Origin of the sequence: Allobosea lathyri (assembly GCF_900108245.1) — a bacterium.
Classification (GTDB): domain Bacteria; phylum Pseudomonadota; class Alphaproteobacteria; order Rhizobiales; family Beijerinckiaceae; genus Allobosea; species Allobosea lathyri.
Genome location: NZ_FNUY01000002.1, coordinates 35987 through 52276, shown reverse-complemented (window position 1 = coordinate 52276; position 16290 = coordinate 35987). Strand labels below are relative to the sequence as shown.

Sequence of the window (16290 nt, the reverse complement as noted above, 5' to 3'; positions counted from 1 at the left end):
CCTCATCGCATTCACCAAGGACTTGCCCATGTCTTCCTGCTCCATGCCTCCCGGCTCCATGTCTCCCAGCTACACGCCTCCCAGCCGCCGTTCCTTCCTTCACGTCTCGATGCTGGCCGCCACATCGCTGGCCGCTCTGTCGCTTGGGCCGGCGCAGGCGCAGGAGATGGATGTCGAGGCGATCCTCAACGATCCCGATGCGCCCGTCTCCGGCAATCCGAAAGGCGACGTCACCATCGTCGCCTTCCTCGATTACAACTGCCCGTTCTGCAAGAAATCGGCGCCGGATCTCGAGCGCATCGTCAAGACCGACGGCAAGATCCGCCTCGTCTACAAGGATTGGCCGGTCCTGTCGGACGCCTCGGTCTATGGGGCGCAACTCGCGCTCGCAGCGAAATATCAGGGCCGCTACGACACCGCCCACAAGGCGCTGATGGGCATTTCCGGTCGAAGGGTCACGAAGGAGACGATGCTGGCAGCGGTCGAGGCGTCCGGCATCGACATGACCCGGCTCCAGGCCGATCTGACCGCCAACAGCGAAGCGATCACGACCCTGCTGAAGCGCAATCTGGCCCAGGCCGAATCGATCGGCTTGCAGGGCACGCCCGCCTATCTGGTCGGACCTTTCAGGACATCGGCGCTGGACTATGAAGGGTTCAAGCAGGTCGTCGCCGATGCGCGCGGCAAGCAGGCGGCCCGCTGAATGACCTCCCCGCTCGCTTCAGTGAAGAAGATCGTCGCAGCCTGCGCGGTGTCGGCCTTCATGGCCGGCTGCACCACGACCGCTCCTGCCGTCATGGGTAACGCAGCCCTTTCCAGGGCCGAGCCTCTCCAGGACGCGCGCTATGCGGCCGTGACCACGGAGAAATTCCGCGTCCCGGCTGTCTCGCTGGCCGATCTCGAGCCGCAGAACATGCGCCAGCTCGTCGACTACCAGACCAAGCACCAGCCAGGCACCGTGATCATCGATCCCCACGAACGCTTCCTCTATCTGGTCCAGGAAGGCGGCAAGGCCCTGCGCTATGGCGTCGGCGTCGGCAAGGCCGGGCTTGAGTTCTCCGGCACGGCGACCGTCAATCACAAGCGGCAATGGCCGCGCTGGACGCCGACGCAGGACATGATCCGGCGCGAGCCCAAGCGCTACGCCCGCTGGGCCGGCGGAATGGAGGGCGGAGCCAGCAACCCGCTTGGCGCACGCGCGCTCTACCTGTTCAAGAACGGCCGGGACACGCTCTATCGCATCCACGGCACGAACGAGCCCTGGACGATCGGCGAAGCGGTATCCTCGGGCTGCATCCGCATGATGAACCAGGACGTCATCGACCTCTATAACCGCATCGCCGACGGATCGAAGGTGGTGGTTCTCTGATAAGCGGGCCGGAGGGCGCGGTCACTCCTGTCGGCGATTGGCCGGTGACTGGAAACCGCGCTCGTTTGTCCTCTGCTCTGCGGTCTGGCCGACCAGGCGCATCTGTCGAAGCTCTTCGGGCGCATGGCAGGACCGGATGGACAACCTGTTGAGAGCTCACAACTAGCGGCCGCCCCGATACGTCCTTCGGCAATCGATACTGGCCGGGATTGGGCGTTGCCGTCCCGGCTGACGGTCGGCCTCCAAACATCGAGCGGATTTAACAGCCCGGCCCTATGCGGCTGTTGCGCTCGTTCGCGAATTGGTTCAACATTGGCCTGAATTGATCTGCATTGGCTGCGGTGGCGGCATGCGAGGGCGCATGGTTATCGACGACATCTCGTTCATTCCGCTGCAAGCGCAGCTTCCCGCCGGCAGCGCCTACGGAATGGCGAAGTCGCTTGCGACGGCGCGGGCGACGACGCTGGTTCGTCTGCGTCTCGCCGATGGGACCGAAGGCATCGGCGAATGCTGGGGCATGCCGCAGGTCAATCTGGCCATGCTGCCGCTCGTGAAGAGCTATCTGGTTGGAACCAATGTGCACGATGTCGAGCACGCCTATTCGCTGATGCTGGCCCGGCATTACCACTTCGGCGTGCAGGGCCCCATGACCTGGTGCATTTCCGGCATCGACATGGCCGCCAAGGATGCGGCCGGCAAAGTGCTGGGTCTGCCGGTGAACCGGTTGATCGGCGGCAAGCAGGCCAACGAAGTGCAGATCTATGCCTCGGGTTGCTATCTCACCGAAAACAGCGCGCGCGATTTCGAGCCTCAGATCGAGGCCATGGCCAAGGCTGGTCATCGCTCGGTCAAGATCAAGATCGGCGTCTCCCCAGCCAATGACGAGGAGCGCGTGGCTGCGGCCCGCCGCATCCTCGGCTCCGACGTCGAAATCCTGGTCGATATCAATTCCAACTACACGCTGGATGTCGCGCGCGAGAGCATCACGCGAATGGCGCCATATAATATCGGCTGGGTCGAGGAGCCCTTGGCCCCTCAGGATTTTTCTGGCTATGAGCTGCTGCAGCGCTGGAGCCCGGTGCCGATCGCGACCGGCGAGGCGCTCTACACCGCTTTCGATTTCAAGCGGTTGATCGATCGTCGCGCAGTCGATGTCGTGCAGCCCGATCTCTCGCTCTGCGGCGGATTCTGGCAAGGCCGCCAGATCGCTCAACTCGCCATGATGGAGCATCTGCGGCTGTCGCCGCATGTCTGGGGCACCGGCGTCGGGCTGGCCGCAGCCGTCCATTTCGTCGCGTCGCTGCCGGTCTACCCGCATTCCAGCAATATCCCGCGGCCGAACCTGGTCGAATACGATCTGGGCAGCAACCCGTTGCGGGATTCGATCCTTCGCAACCCCCTCGCGCAGGCAGGCGGCGTCATCGTGGTCCCGGACGCACCAGGTCTGGGTATCGAAATCGACTGGAACGAGGTGGAGCGCCATGTCCTCCGTTGATGCAATCGATATCGCCCTGCCGGCCCGCTCCATTGTCTCGGCGCCTGCAAAGGCCGGCGTCGTGCTGGTCGCCGGTGGGCTGGGCTTCGTCGGCTCCCATGTCGTGCGCGCTCTTATCCATGCGGGTCATATGCCGGTTCTGTTCGGGCCTGCCATGCCGGAAGACAGGCTTGCCGACATGGCCGGCCGCTACGAGGTCTTCGAGGGCTCCATCAGCGACCACGATGCTCTTGATGCAGCTTTTTCGCAGTTCAAACCGACGCAGGTGATTTCATGTGTGGCGCATAGCGTCGGCAGGCAAGGCCTGATGCGTGCGGGAGAGGCCGAGTCCGACGCCGCCTTCGAGGTCAATGTCCGAGGGCATGGCAGGCTGGTCGAAGCCGCCTGCCGGGCGGGCGTCAGTCGTATCGTCTGGACCGGTTCGGCAGTGGTCTATGGCCCGGCATCGGCCTATGCGACGAGCCATGTCGATGAAGACGATATCTGCGCCCCGACCACCGTCTATGGCGTGACCAAGCAGATGGCCGAGGTGCTCTCCGACTTCATGATACGAAGGCACGGCGTCGAGATCGTCAGCATGCGGCTACCGCTGATCCTCGGCCCCGGGCTCTGGTATCAGGGCGCGGCGAGCTCGATTTCCGAGGTCTTTGCGGCTGCGCGCGAGAACCGTCCGGCGCGCGTGACGTTTCACGATCGGCAGATCGACCTGATGCATGTGGTTGATGCCGCCGCCGCGATGCTGGCCATCCTGCGCCAGCCCGGGCCGGTCAGGTCGGCCTATAACATCAAGGGCTTCGAGGCGAGCATCGTCGATATCATCGAGGCTGTCCGCGCCCGGCGACCCGGGGCAGACATCGTGTTCGACCAGATCGAGCCGGCGCTGCTTCTACCGCTGGCCGATGGCAGCCGGTTTGCCAACGAAACGAAGTTCACGCCTCGATACGATCTTGGCGGTCTCGTCGACGATCTTCTCTCCCCGGAAGCGGAACAGGCCCATGATTGAGCAGCGCCTCGTCGAACTCGGCATCGTCCTGCCGGAGGCCGCGTCCCCTTCCTTCAATTATGTGCCGGTGACCTTGCACCGGGGTATCGCCTATGTCGCGGGCCAGCTTCCAAAGGTCGATGGCGAGGTGCGGACTCGGGGCAAGGCCGGCGGAGCCGTTTCCCTGGAAACGGCGCGCGGAGAAGCGCGCATCTGTATTCTGCAGGGATTGGCCTGTCTCAAGCAGGCGCTCGGCTCGCTCGACCGGATCGAGCGCGTTCTCAAGGTGACGGGCTTCGTCGCTTCGGCGGCCGGCTTCAACGATCAGCCCAAGGTTCTGGATGCCGCATCCGATCTGCTGGGCGAAATCCTGGGCGAAGCGGGTCGGCATGCACGCTCTGCCGTTGGCGTGGCCGAACTGCCGCGCGATGCCGCCGTCGAGATCGAGATGGTGGTGGCTTATCGCGATTGATGCCGCCGACTGACGGGAGACCGGCCAAGGGCGCCCGGCGATCCCAGGATCACACCGGTCCGAACCGAAGCCCGATAAGGGGAAAGACCATGTCCAGTTCTGATATGTTCGGTTTGATCGACCGCCGCACTTTGCTGGCGATGGGCGGGCTGGCTGCGGCTGCTGCGATCATCCGCCCGGCTGCCGCTGCCGATCTCTATGGCCCGAAAGCGGCCGACGCGAAATCGGGCGGCACTCTCAATATGGGGCTGCTCGTGGAGCCGCCAGGCCTCGACCCGTTTCATCAGGCCGCCGATGCCCGCATCCGGCTGACCGTGCTGATCTATCAGGGCCTATTCTATGAAAGCCCTGACGGCACGGCGATGCCGCTGCTTGCGGAAGGCTTCGATCTGTCCAGCGACCGGCTCGTCTACACGATCCGCCTGCGCAAAGGGGTGAAGTTCCACTCCGGCGAGGCGATGACCGCCAAGGACGTGGCTTATAGCTACAACTACATCCGCGACGCCAAGAACGGCTCGCCCGGTGCTGGCGATTTCGCCATGATCACCGCGATCGAGCCGACCGACGAGCTGACCGTCAAGATCACCATCTCGGCGCCGAACGCTGCGCTGCCGATGACGCTCGGCAACAAATATGGCGGCGTGGTTCCGGCCGGATATTTCGAGGCCGCCGACGCCAAGACCAAGCTCAATCAGGCCAGCGTCGGAACGGGCCCCTTCAAGCTTGCGGAGTTCAAGCCCAACAGCAACGCGACACTTGTCCGCAATGCCGATTATTGGGAGCCAGGCGTCCCCTATCTCGACCGCATCAACTTCGTCTTCGTGCCGAATGCGGCGAGCCTGCTGGTGGGCCTGCGCAACAAGCGCATCGACATTGCCACGCTGGCCCGTCCCCAGGACGTCAAGCAGGTCGAGGGCGTCGCCGGGCTGGTGGTCGAGCGCAAGCCATCCTTCAACCAGAAGGCCATCGATCTGGGGGCCGAATTGAAGCCGCTCGACGATGAGCGGGTGCGCCGCGCCATCTCGCTTGCCGTCGACAAGGACGAGATCATGCGCGCCTCGATTGGCGGGCTCGGCAACGTCATCGGCACGATGGTTGCCGGCATGCAGGAGAGCTGGGGTGTTCCGCTCGACAAGCTGCCCAACCAGAAAGTCGATATCGCCGCCGCCAGGAAGCTTCTGGCCGAGGCCGGCCATCCCGACGGCTTCGCGCTGACGCTGACCTCGATCATCGGCTATGACTGGATGGATGCTGCCGCCGTCACCTTGCGCGAGCAACTCGGCAAGATCGGCATCAATCTCTCGATCCAGCGTGTGGAACTTGGCGTCTGGGTGAAAAACTTCCAGTCGAAGCAGATGGGTTTCACCTTCAACGACTGGGCGACCGTCCCCGACCCGAATCTGCTGTTCTACCGGCATTTCCACAAGGCGCCGGAAGGCGCGGATTTCCGGAACTGGAAGAACGACAAGGCCAGCGCCCTGCTCGACGAGGGACGCACCGAGAACGATCCCGCCAAGCGGCGTGAGATCTACACCCGCTATCAGCAGGTCATGGCCGAAAGCGTGCCGACGATCATGCTGTTCTCGGCCGACCATATGGTGGTCAGGAACGACAAGGTCCGCAACTATGACCAGCACCCGACCGGCTGGTATTACGGCCTGGCGCGCGCCTGGATCGCCTGATCGCGCCTCTCATGCGGCGGGCGCCGCGTCTCAATTCCGGCAAGGGGCGATGCCCCTTGCCATCGAAGTTCGGGAGTTGCGGATTTTATGGCGATCTATCTCGCGAAACGGCTGGCCGCCTCGGCGGTGACAGCGTTGCTGGCCTCGCTGGTGGTCTTTCTGCTGGTGCGCTCGGTGCCGGGCGATGTCGTGGGGCAGATGCTCGGGCAGACCAGCGACCCCGTCGCCGCCAAGGCGCTACGCGAATTCTTCGGTCTCGATCAGCCGATCTGGCGACAGTATTTCGGCTGGCTCGCGCGCGTCCTCACGGCTGATTTCGGCACGAGCTGGACACGCGGGCAGCCCGTTCTCGGCATGATCGGCGCTGCGCTGGCAGTGACCATCCAGCTTGCTTTCGCAACGCTGTTTCTGGCGACCCTGATCGGCGTCCCGCTCGGTATCCTCGCCGCGATGCATGAGGGGGGCGCGATCGATCGCACCGTCCAGGCCCTCAACCTGCTCGGGCTGGCGGCGCCCGTGTTCTGGATCGGGCTGATGCTGCTGGTCGGCGTTTCCTCCGGTTTCGACTGGTCTCCGCCGCTCATGTACGTGCCGCCGACGCAATCGCTTTTCGAGAACCTGTCGATCATGGCCTTGCCGGTGCTAAGCCTCGCCCTGCTGCAGGCCGCCGCCTACAGCCAGTTCGTCCGGCAGAGCATCATTTCCGCCCTTGGGCAGGATTACGTGCGTACCGCGATCGCCAAAGGCGTGTCGACGCGCGTCATCTTCTTCAAGCATCTGCTGCGCAATATCGCGATTCCGCTGGTCACCTTCATGGGCCTGATCCTGATTCAGATCCTCGGGGGTGCGGTGATCATCGAAAGCCTGTTTGCCTTGCCGGGCCTCGGCCGGCTGCTCCTGTCCTCGATCGAGACACGCGACTATCCCGTTCTCCAGGCCGGCCTGCTGGCGGTCGTCGTCATCGCCATGCTCGTCAATCTTGCCGTTGATCTCTCCTATCGGATCATCGATCCCCGCGTTCGGCTGAGCTAGGTCCGTCATGAGCAAATCCGGGATGCCAAAATCCATGCTCGGCCGCTTGTCGACGGCCGCCGCCCGCTTGCGGCGTCAGCCCGATCTGGCGTTCGGCCTGGTCCTGCTCGCATTGGTGCTGCTGGTCGTGCTGTTCCCCGGCCTGTTCACGGCTCATTCGCCGCTGGCCATCAACGTGGATAAAGCGATGGAAGCGCCTTCCTCGGCGCATCCTTTCGGCACGGACGATGTCGGCCGCGACGTTCTCGCGCGTGTCGTGCACGGCGCGCGCATCACGCTTTCGATCTGTGCCTCGGCCCTGTTCGCGGCGGCGGCGATCGGCGGCGCGCTTGGATTGGTGTCGGGCTTCATCGGCGGGCGCATCGACATGCTGCTCGGCCGCCTGATCGACGTGCTCCTGAGCTTTCCACCCATCATCTTCGGCGTCATGGTGACCGGCATACTCGGCCCGAACACCATCAATCTCGTGCTGGCGCTGACAGTCGTCTATGTGCCGTTGTTCTTCCGTATCGCGCGCTCGGGCGCTATGGCAGAGGCCAGCCTGACCTATGTCGAGGCGGCCCGCAGCATCGGCATGTCGGAGCCCCTGGTTCTTTTCCGGCACGTCGCGCGCAACGTGGTGCCGGTCATTCTCGTCCAATGCATGGTGCTGTTTCCGCTTATGCTGCAGATCCAGTCGGCGCTCGGCTTTCTGGGTCTGGGCGTGCAGCCTCCCACGCCGGATTGGGGCGCCATCTTGCAGCAAGGCAAGGATTACATCCTGCTGGCGCCGTGGATGTCGGCCTTTCCCGGTCTCGCCATCCTGGTGACGGCGCTGGCGCTGATGCTGGTTGGCCGCGGCCTGCAGCGGCAGATGGATCGGCGCTGACGCGGGACCGTTCCCAGAAGTGGGGCTGGTCTCAGCTCTCGCTGACCGACATCAGCGTACGCAGGAGATAACCGCTGATGAGCTCGCGCGCCTTGACCGCGTCGCGCAGTCTCAGCGCATCGATGATCGCGGCATTGTCGCGTGCGGCTGCCTCACGGACGGCGCTGATTGGCAGCGGATGCCCTCCGGGCCGGCCCCAGCCCGCCTTGCGCCGCGACGCGATGATCTGCTCGAAAACAGAGATCAGAAAGCTGTTGCGGGAGGCACGGATGATGGCGAGATGGAGCGCGTATTTCGCCTCCTTGAACTCGCTCCAGCTCGTGGCATTGCGCAGCGCTTCCAGATAGGTCGAGAGGGCCGCGAGGTCTTCATCAGTCGCTCGTTCCGCGACCAATTCCGCCAGCGTCGGCTCGAACATCAGCCGCGCCTCGAGCAACTCGCCGAGGCTGAAATTGGGCTCCGCTGCGGCCTCCGAGGCGCCGCTGGCCTTGCTGCGGGCGACGAAGGTTCCGCGCCCGACATGACGCTCGATCAACCCCTCATCGGCGAGCTGGTTCATCGTTCTACGCACGGTGTTGCGTGCCGCGCCAAAGCGCGAGGCCAGAGCGCGCTCGGTAGGCAACCGGGTTCCGGTGCGCAGCTGCCCATCGACGATCGAACTTCTCAGGCTCTCATAGATAGCCAGGCTGTCGGAGTCGGATTTCAGGCGCGAACTGGTCTCGTCCGGATGTCTGGCCAGATTATCGATCATGTTTGGTTTGGTTTGGTCCCGCCAATGCGCGTTATCGATACAGCATTTGAACCAAATGTTCAAAAGTCATCGTGGCGCGGTAGCCGAGTGGAAAATCGGTAGCCATTGGTTTGGATTGGATGGTATTGGTTCAGCAATGGCTTGAGGAAGCGTGAGGACATTCGCATGGCGAAACGAGAGAGCCGGACCGGCGCACAAATTCTGGTGGACTGCCTGCAGCTCCAGGGGGTCGACCGCGTGTTCTGCGTGCCCGGTGAAAGCTACATCGCGGTTCTGGACGCTCTCCACGACACGCGCGACCAGATACAACTTGTTGTCTGTCGTCAGGAAGGGGGCGCCGCCAACATGGCGGAAGCCCATGGCAAGCTGACCGGGCGTCCCGGCATCTGTTTCGTCACCCGCGGGCCGGGCGCGACCAATGCCTCGATCGGCGTCCACACGGCGTTCCAGGACTCCACGCCGATGATCCTTTTCATCGGTCAGGTCGCGCGCTCCTTCTCCGATCGAGAGGGGTTTCAGGAGGTCGATTTCCGCGCCATGTTCGCGCCGCTGGCGAAATGGGTGGCCCAGATCGACGATGCCGCGCGGATACCCGAATATCTGCATCGCGCTTTCCAGACGGCGATGGCCGGCCGCCCTGGCCCAGTGGTGCTGGCGCTTCCGGAGGACATGCTCGACGATCTGGTCGACGGGACGGTCGATCTCGGGCGCCGCGCAGAGCCGATCCCGGCAGGACCTCGGACCGACCAGGTCGACGACATCATGACGCTGATCGCCGGAGCCAAGCGGCCGTTAGTCATTGCCGGCGGTGGTGGCTGGACGGAACAGGCCGGGCGCGACCTTGTCGCCTTCGCCGGCCAGAACCAGTTGCCGGTCGCCGTGTCGCTGCGTTGCCAGGACTACCTGCCGAACCGGGAACCCTGCTTCGTCGGACATTTCGGCATCGGTGCCGAACCGAGCCTGGCCAAGCGGCTCGGCGAGGCGGATCTTCTGCTCGTGCTCGGGCCACGACTCGGCGAGATGACGACGGCGGGCTACACCCTGCTCACGCCGCCTCGCCTTGCGCAGCAATCTCTGGTCCATGTCCATCCCGACCCGAACGAACTCGGCCGCGTCTATCAGGCCGACCTGCCGGTGAACGCAGCCGCCCCGACCGTGATCGCGGCGCTCGCGGCAAAGCCCCCTGTGGCTGCACCGGTCTGGGCCGATTGGGCGCGCGCCTGCCGCGCCGACTACGAGGCGAGCCTTGCCCCAACGCAACAGCCCGGCGGCGTCAATCTCGGCGAGGTCATCGTGCAATTGCGGGCCGCGCTTCCCCCGGACACAGTCATGTGCTCGGGAGCGGGAAACTATACCGGCTGGCTGCATCGCCACTGGCATTTCACGACCTACCGCACTCAGCTTGCGCCAACGTCGGGCGCCATGGGCTATGGCGTTCCCGCGGCGATTGCCGCCAAGCTCGCTTTCCCGAAGCGGGAGGTGGTGTCGGTTGCGGGCGACGGCTGCTTTATGATGAACGGCCAGGAACTGGCCACAGCCGCACAATACGGGCTGAAAATCCTCTTCATCGTCGTGAACAACGGGATGTACGGCACTATCCGCATGCATCAGGAGCGACACTATCCGACGCGCGAAAGCGGCACCGCGCTGACCAATCCCGATTTCGTAACTCTCGCCAGAGCCTATGGCCTCCACGCAGAACGGGTCGAGGCGACCGCCGATTTCGCGGCAGCGTTCGATCGCGCTCAGGGCGCGGCAGGCAGCGCGCTGATCGAGTTGATAACCGACCCGGAGGCCTTGTCGGTCCGCACCACGCTCTCGACGCTACGCAAGACATCGCTCGCCCGTCTCGCAGCCGCGAACTGACGTCCCCGGCCGCATTGCCAAAACGAGGATCGCCATGTCTTCGGTACAGTCCATGTCTTCCGTACAGTCCATGTCTTCCGTACAGCCCATGCCTGTCCTGCAGCCCATCTGGTCATCGCTCACGCCTGCCGAGCACGAGTTCCAGTACAATCCGCAGGCGGCGTTTCCCGATTTCAAGGACGCGCAGGCCAGCAGGGCCGCGACCAACGCCGCAGCCCTGTCGCAGCTCGAGCGTCATGCGGATGAGGCCTATGGCGACCATCCGCTGCGCAAGCTGGACATCTATCCCGCTCGAGATCGGAGCGGGCCGGCCCCTGTCCATGTCTTCTTCCACGGCGGGTACTGGCGGGCGCAGGACAAGCAGAATTTCGCGTTCGTCGCCGCGCCGCTGGTACAGGCCGGCATCACGGTCGTCATCGCCAATTACGAACTCTGCCCTGCTTCAACCCTCGACGGCGTAGCGGAATCGGCGATTGCCGCCGTGGGCTGGATCAGGCGCGAAGCGGCGCGGTTCGGCGGCGATCCCCACCGCATCAGCCTTTCCGGCCACTCGGCCGGCGCGCATCTGGTCGCCGAATGCATGGCGCATGACTGGCAGGCGGAAGGCATCGATCCCGCATTCATCGTCGGCGCGGTCCTGATCAGCGGCATCTACGACCCCCGCCCGGTGATGGGAACCAGCGTCAATGCGGAGGTGCGCCTCACCGAGGAGATCGCACGGAAACGCGATGTCGAGCGCCGGCCCGTCTGCGTCAAATGCCCGACCACCCTCTTCGCCGGGGGGCTCGAACCCTGGCACTGGATCGAGCAGACCTATCGCTACTCGCACCACCTTCATCGCAGCGGCATGAATCCGGAGGTTCGCACGCTGCCGCGCTGGGGGCATTTCGACATCCTGAACGAGTTCATGGATGGGGGCAGCGCGATCCTCGACGCGGTCATGGCGCGGGCCAGGCCCGCTCGATAACGGCGACAGCGAGGAGGTCGAGGACGATGACTGGCGCGAACTGGCGAATGACCGTTTACGATCTCGCGGCCGGCGCTCATTGCACCGTGGCGCCGGGCGGCAATGCTTTCATCTACGCCGCCGCGAGTGGCGCGGTTGTTTCAGGGAGAAATGTTGAGCCCGGCCAGGGCGCCTTCGCCAAAGGCGGCGCCGCCGTCTCGGCTTCGGGCCTGACCTGGATCTTCGAGATCGCGCCAGGCGCGCTGCCTGCGCGCCGCGGCGAGGGACTGTCACCGGTGCTGTCTCGCCTGACGCCTTTCCCCGACAGCCATTGCATGATCCGCGCCGATCGCGTCGAAGCGCCGGCGGGGGCCCAAACCCCGGCCCATCATCATCGCGGGCCAGGCATCAGGAGGCTTGAATCCGGTCTGCTGCTCGCGGAAGTGGGCGATCACCTCGATCGAATCGAGGCCGGCCAAGCCTGGTTCGAGAGCGGATGCGAGACGGTCGTGGGGCTCAACATAAGCGGCGGCGTAAACGCGTTTATCCGCGTGATGGTGCTGCCCATGGCGCTCGCGGGCGGAGAGAGCTCGTTTGTCCCAGCCACGCCCGACGAGGCCGCGAAGCCTCGGATCGTGACGCTGACATTATTTGGCGAGCAGCCCATCTGAGAGGCGTCGCCAAGCCAGCCATCGGTCGACAGGGATAGCACGGCCCCGGAGCGGGCCGGTTGCAGACCTTGAGCCTCCCGCGCGCTGTTTCGTCTCGGCTGCGTTGCCGATTCCGCGCGGGTCGTGGACGCCCGTCTCCTGAACGGCTCTGCGCTAATCCTTCGCCTTGCCCAGCATCTGCGAGGCTGCCAGGAGCACCGACGTCAGCACGATCATGATCGTCGAGATCGCCGCGATGGTCGGATCGATCTGGTCGCGCAGGGCCATGAACATCGCGCGCGTCAGCGTCGAGTTGTCTCCTCCGGAGACGAAGAGCGAGACGACGACCTCGTCGAAGGAGGTCAGGAATGAGAGCAATGCCGAGGTGACGATGGCGAAACTGATCTGCGGCATCGTCACCTGAAGGAAAGCCTGCGTTCGTGTCGCGCCCAGGCTGCGCGCGACACGCTCCTGGTCGAGATCGAAGCTCTTCAGAGCCGAGCCGACGATCATCATCACGATCGGCACGGCGAGCACCGTATGTGCCAGCACGATCCCGAGAAATGAATTGACCATTTTCAGCTGCACGAAGGCATAGAACAGTGCGATGCCAACGAGGATGACCGGAACGATCGTCGGCGTCAGCAGCGCCAGGATCACGACCCCTGTGAATCGCAGCCGAGAGACATGCAGCCCATAGGCCGCGAGCGTTCCGACCGGTGTCGCCAGCAGCGCGGTGCAGATTCCAGCCTTGAGCGACGTTGCCGTAGCCGCCATCCAGCTTTGCGACGAGAAATAGGCCTCGTACCAGCGCAGCGACCATTGCCTCGGCGGAAACTCCAGATACTGCGACTGCGAAAACGACATCGGGATCACGATCAGCGTCGGCAGCGCCAGAAAGGCGAGCACCAGAACGCCGAGACCGTAGAGCCATAGCCTCGATCCGTGCGTGATCTGCGTATCGCTCGCGGGGCGATCGAACCAGCTCATGCTCAATGCCCCCCGCCGAAGAGGCCGGCGCCGCGCGACAGCCGGGCCGTCAGGACGAGCACGACGAGCGTGATCACCAGCAGCACGACACCCAGCGCGCTGGCCGCCCCCCAGTTGAAGAACAGTTCGATATCATTGGCGATGCGGTTCGAGACCATCGTCACCTTGCCGCCGCCCAGCATCGCCGGCGTCACGTAGAAACCGAGGCAGAGCACGAAGACGAGCGCGGATCCGGCCGCGAGGCCCGGGAGCGACAACGGAAAGAACACGCTCCAGAAGCCATGAGCCGGGGTGGAGCCGAGGCTGGAAGCCGCCCGCAGCATATCGCGGTCGATCGCCCGCATCGTTCCGTAGAGCGGCAGGACGAGGAACGGCAGCATGATATGCACCATGCCTATCAGCGTGCCGCCGACATTGTGGACGAGCTGCAGCGGCTCGCTCCAGAGGCCGAGCTGCATGCCCCATGTATTGATGAGCCCGCTGCGCTGCAGCAGCACCAGCCATGCATAGGTACGCACCAGGAGCGAGGTCCAGAACGGCAGCAGCACGGCGATCATGCAGAGATTGGCGGCACGGCGCGGCAGCTGCGACAGGAAATAGGCGAGCGGATAGCCGAGCAGGATGCAGATCGCCGTGGTCGCCAGGCTGATCTCGAAGGTGGTGCGGAAGGTGCGCCCATAGGAAGGCTCGGCCAGCATGCGCCGATAGTGCTCCAGGCTCGGCGCGCCCGCATCGTCGAAGAAGGACAGGCCGAACAGCCAGCCAACCGGCAGCAAGACCGTGACGGTGACGAGCAGAAGCGCCGGGGCCGCGAGCGCCGCCAGTCCAAGCCGTTCGCGCCAGTGGTCGCGGCGCAGGGCGGCCGCATGGAAATCGTCGACAACCTCGCCAGCGACGCTCAGGCCAAGCGCGCTCATGTCCGCGCCCTTCCCTCGTCAGCGAGCAGTACGGTGTCGCCCACGGCAATGCCTACGGCGATCGGGGAACCGGAAGCGGGGGGCTCGGCATCGTCGCCCCGCGTCGCCATGCGCAGGCCGACCTGGCTGCCATCTGCCAGCACGAGTTGCAGGAGCAGCGTGTCGCCCTGATAGATCGCGCTCTGGACCTTGCCGTCGAAGCGGTTCATCGCCTCGGTCTCGCTGCCGTCGAGGATGCGCAGCCGTTCCGGCCGCAGCATCATCACGCATCGCCCCTGCCCCGCCGGGATCTTCGGCGCCCGGACGACGGAGCCGGCGGCCCGGCAGACACCATCCACGATCTCGACATCGAGAAACGAGGACTCGCCGATGAACTCCGCGACGAAGCGGCTGCCGGGCTGATCGTAGATCGCGCGCGGTGTGTCGATCCGGGCAATACGCCCGCGATCGAGCACGGCGATGCGGTCCGACATGGTCAGCGCCTCGCGCTGGTCGTGCGTGACATAAACCGTGGTGGTGCCGAGGCGATCGTGCAGCTGGCGCAGCTCGATCTGCATGCGCTCGCGCAACTGCTTGTCGAGCGCCGAGAGCGGCTCGTCCATCAGGATGATGCGCGGCTCGAAGACGATGGCACGGGCGAGCGCGACGCGCTGGCGCTGGCCGCCCGAGAGCTGGTTGATGCTGCGGCCGCCATAGCCGCCGAGCTGGAACATCTCCAGCGCGGCCTCGACGCGCCGGGCGATCTCGGTCGCCGGCACGCGCCGCAGCCGCAGCGGAAAGCCGACATTGCGGGCGACGTCCATATGCGGAAACAGCGCATAGTTCTGGAAAACCATGCCGATTTCGCGTTTATGCGGCGCGAGCCGCACGACCTCGCGCTCGCCGAAGCGGATGCTACCCTTGTCGGGCCGCAGGAAGCCGGCGATCGCCATCAGCAGGGTGGTCTTGCCCGACCCCGACGGGCCGAGCAGGGTCAGGAACTCGCCCGGCCTGACGTCGAGATCGACATCGTCGAGCACGGAGACGGCGCCATAGGCCTTGCTCAATCGCCGGACGGCGATGGGCAGTGCCTTCCCCGACGGAGAGGCGAGCGGGGCTGCGACCGCAGCCTCCCGCTCGCCGGGGTCAGCCGCCGACCTCATTCGGTCAGCATGTTCTGATATGCCGCAGAGGCTTGCGTCTCGAACTTGGTGTACCAGTCGAGGTCGATCGGCACCTGCTTGGCGGCATTGTCCGGGTGGGACGGCAGAGTCCTGGCATAGGCCGCGTCGATCGTGCCGAGATCATAGGCTTTCTTGTTCGTCGGGCCGTAGGTGATGTATTTGGTGAATTCGGCCTGATATTGCGGCTTGCTGATTTCGGCCAGGAACTTCATCGCCAGATCCTTGTTCGGCGCCCCCTTGGCGACGGCGAAACAGTCATAGTCGAGCAAAGCCTGGTTGAAGGTATAGGCGACCTTCGCACCGTCCTTGGCGGCGACGTCGAAGCGCCCGTTCCAGCCGGTGATCATGTCGACCTCGCCATCCTTCATGAGCTGGGCGTGCTGGGCGCCAGAACTCCACCAGACTGCGATATGCGGCTTCAATTCGCGGATTTTCTTGATCGCCCGCTCGACGCCGCCGGGCTGCGACAGGACTTCGTAGACTTTCTCCGGGGGCACACCGTCGGCCATCAAAGCGGGTTCGAGCGCTCCGGCGACACCTTTGCGATAGGACCGCTTGCCTGGGAATTTCTTGATGTCCCAGAAATCGGCCCAGTTCTGCGGGCCGTTCTGGCCGTAGGTCTTGGTGTTCCAGGCCAGCACCGTCGAAAAGACGTCGCCGCCCACGCAGTAATCCTGCGCGGTGCCGGGCACGAAGCTCGACGTGTCGATGACCTTGTAGTCGAGCTTTTCGAGGATGCCCTCGGAGCCGGCGCGCGCCGCGCTGCCGGAGCCGCTGGCAACCACGTCCCAGGTCACGGCGCCGGCCTTCACCTTGAGGCGCAGGTCGGCGATGCTGCTATAGGTCTCTTCCTTGAGCTTGATGCCCAGCGCCTTGGCGGCGGGTACGAACAGCGCCTTGCTCTGCGCTTCCTGATAGGAGCCGCCAAAGGACACGACGGTGAGTTCCTGCGCGAAGGCGGGCATTGCGCCGGCCAGGCTCAGGAGAAGGGCGAGAGTCGATCGCGACGGCAGGATCGGTGGGCACGGCATGTCATATCTCCTGAGCTGAAAGGCGCATGTCCATCGGCGGTCCCGCAGTCGCCATGGCGACCCATTTTCCCACCGC

Annotated in this window: 16 protein-coding genes; 11 read left to right on the top strand and 5 right to left on the bottom strand. The window is 64.7% G+C overall.

Annotated elements, in window-relative coordinates; genetic code table 11:
- The first annotated feature begins 28 nt into the window (after positions 1 to 28).
- The 8 genes from C4S73_RS04655 (at position 29) to C4S73_RS04620 (ending at position 7900) form a co-directional block, all read left to right on the top strand.
- Positions 29 to 703: a DsbA family protein gene (locus C4S73_RS04655; protein WP_425290312.1), complete on the top strand. Its 675-nt coding sequence runs from the start codon at positions 29 to 31 to the stop codon at positions 701 to 703.
- Positions 704 to 1369 carry a L,D-transpeptidase gene (locus tag C4S73_RS04650; RefSeq protein WP_244595438.1) on the top strand — a complete coding sequence of 222 codons (666 nt, stop codon included), beginning with the start codon at positions 704 to 706 and terminating at the stop codon, positions 1367 to 1369. It abuts the gene before it with no gap.
- 361 nt (positions 1370 to 1730) lie between these two features.
- Entirely contained in the window at positions 1731 to 2864 is a 1134-nt protein-coding gene (locus tag C4S73_RS04645; RefSeq protein WP_103871342.1) for a mandelate racemase/muconate lactonizing enzyme family protein, read from the top strand.
- Complete coding sequence (locus C4S73_RS04640) at positions 2851 to 3867, top strand: NAD-dependent epimerase/dehydratase family protein (RefSeq protein ID WP_103871341.1); 1017 nt, start codon at positions 2851 to 2853, stop codon at positions 3865 to 3867. Before C4S73_RS04645 ends, C4S73_RS04640 begins: the two co-directional genes overlap by 14 nt.
- Positions 3860 to 4318, top strand: coding sequence for a RidA family protein (locus tag C4S73_RS04635; protein ID WP_103871340.1), 459 nt, complete (start codon positions 3860 to 3862; stop codon positions 4316 to 4318). The genes C4S73_RS04640 and C4S73_RS04635 overlap by 8 nt, the downstream gene beginning before the upstream one ends.
- A gap of 89 nt (positions 4319 to 4407) precedes the next feature.
- Positions 4408 to 6000, top strand: coding sequence for an ABC transporter substrate-binding protein (locus C4S73_RS04630; RefSeq protein ID WP_200827927.1), 1593 nt, complete (start codon positions 4408 to 4410; stop codon positions 5998 to 6000).
- An 87-nt stretch (positions 6001 to 6087) separates the two neighbouring features.
- Complete coding sequence (locus tag C4S73_RS04625; RefSeq protein ID WP_103871338.1) at positions 6088 to 7032, top strand: ABC transporter permease; 945 nt, start codon at positions 6088 to 6090, stop codon at positions 7030 to 7032.
- 34 nt (positions 7033 to 7066) lie between these two features.
- Positions 7067 to 7900, top strand: coding sequence for an ABC transporter permease (locus C4S73_RS04620; RefSeq protein WP_244595437.1), 834 nt, complete (start codon positions 7067 to 7069; stop codon positions 7898 to 7900).
- A 31-nt stretch (positions 7901 to 7931) separates the two neighbouring features.
- On the opposite strand, the gene C4S73_RS04615 is transcribed toward C4S73_RS04620, so the two are convergent.
- Positions 7932 to 8651, bottom strand: coding sequence for a FadR/GntR family transcriptional regulator (locus tag C4S73_RS04615; RefSeq protein WP_103871336.1), 720 nt, complete (start codon positions 8649 to 8651; stop codon positions 7932 to 7934).
- 165 nt (positions 8652 to 8816) lie between these two features.
- On the opposite strand from C4S73_RS04615, the gene C4S73_RS04610 reads away from it, so the two are divergent.
- From C4S73_RS04610 to C4S73_RS04600, 3 genes are all read left to right on the top strand, one after another.
- The gene (locus C4S73_RS04610; RefSeq protein ID WP_103871335.1) at positions 8817 to 10517 is read left to right on the top strand and encodes a thiamine pyrophosphate-binding protein; all 1701 of its coding nucleotides are present in this window, start codon (positions 8817 to 8819) and stop codon (positions 10515 to 10517) included.
- A gap of 88 nt (positions 10518 to 10605) precedes the next feature.
- Complete coding sequence (locus C4S73_RS04605; RefSeq protein WP_160115672.1) at positions 10606 to 11484, top strand: alpha/beta hydrolase; 879 nt, start codon at positions 10606 to 10608, stop codon at positions 11482 to 11484.
- 26 nt (positions 11485 to 11510) lie between these two features.
- Positions 11511 to 12134 carry a cupin domain-containing protein gene (locus tag C4S73_RS04600; RefSeq protein WP_160115671.1) on the top strand — a complete coding sequence of 208 codons (624 nt, stop codon included), beginning with the start codon at positions 11511 to 11513 and terminating at the stop codon, positions 12132 to 12134.
- 153 nt (positions 12135 to 12287) lie between these two features.
- Here C4S73_RS04600 and C4S73_RS04595 read toward each other — a convergent pair whose 3' ends face one another.
- The 4 genes from C4S73_RS04595 to C4S73_RS04580 are packed head-to-tail and all read right to left on the bottom strand — an operon-like array spanning position 12288 to position 16214.
- The gene (locus C4S73_RS04595; RefSeq protein WP_103871332.1) at positions 12288 to 13103 is read right to left on the bottom strand and encodes an ABC transporter permease; all 816 of its coding nucleotides are present in this window, start codon (positions 13101 to 13103) and stop codon (positions 12288 to 12290) included.
- Between the two features lie 2 nt (positions 13104 to 13105).
- Positions 13106 to 14020, bottom strand: a complete 915-nt coding sequence (locus tag C4S73_RS04590) for an ABC transporter permease (RefSeq protein WP_103871331.1) — start codon at positions 14018 to 14020, stop codon at positions 13106 to 13108.
- Positions 14017 to 15162: an ABC transporter ATP-binding protein gene (locus C4S73_RS04585; RefSeq protein ID WP_103871330.1), complete on the bottom strand. Its 1146-nt coding sequence runs from the start codon at positions 15160 to 15162 to the stop codon at positions 14017 to 14019. Before C4S73_RS04585 ends, C4S73_RS04590 begins: the two co-directional genes overlap by 4 nt.
- Positions 15159 to 16214, bottom strand: coding sequence for an ABC transporter substrate-binding protein (locus C4S73_RS04580; protein ID WP_200827926.1), 1056 nt, complete (start codon positions 16212 to 16214; stop codon positions 15159 to 15161). Before C4S73_RS04580 ends, C4S73_RS04585 begins: the two co-directional genes overlap by 4 nt.
- Between the last annotated feature and the right edge of the window lie 76 nt (positions 16215 to 16290).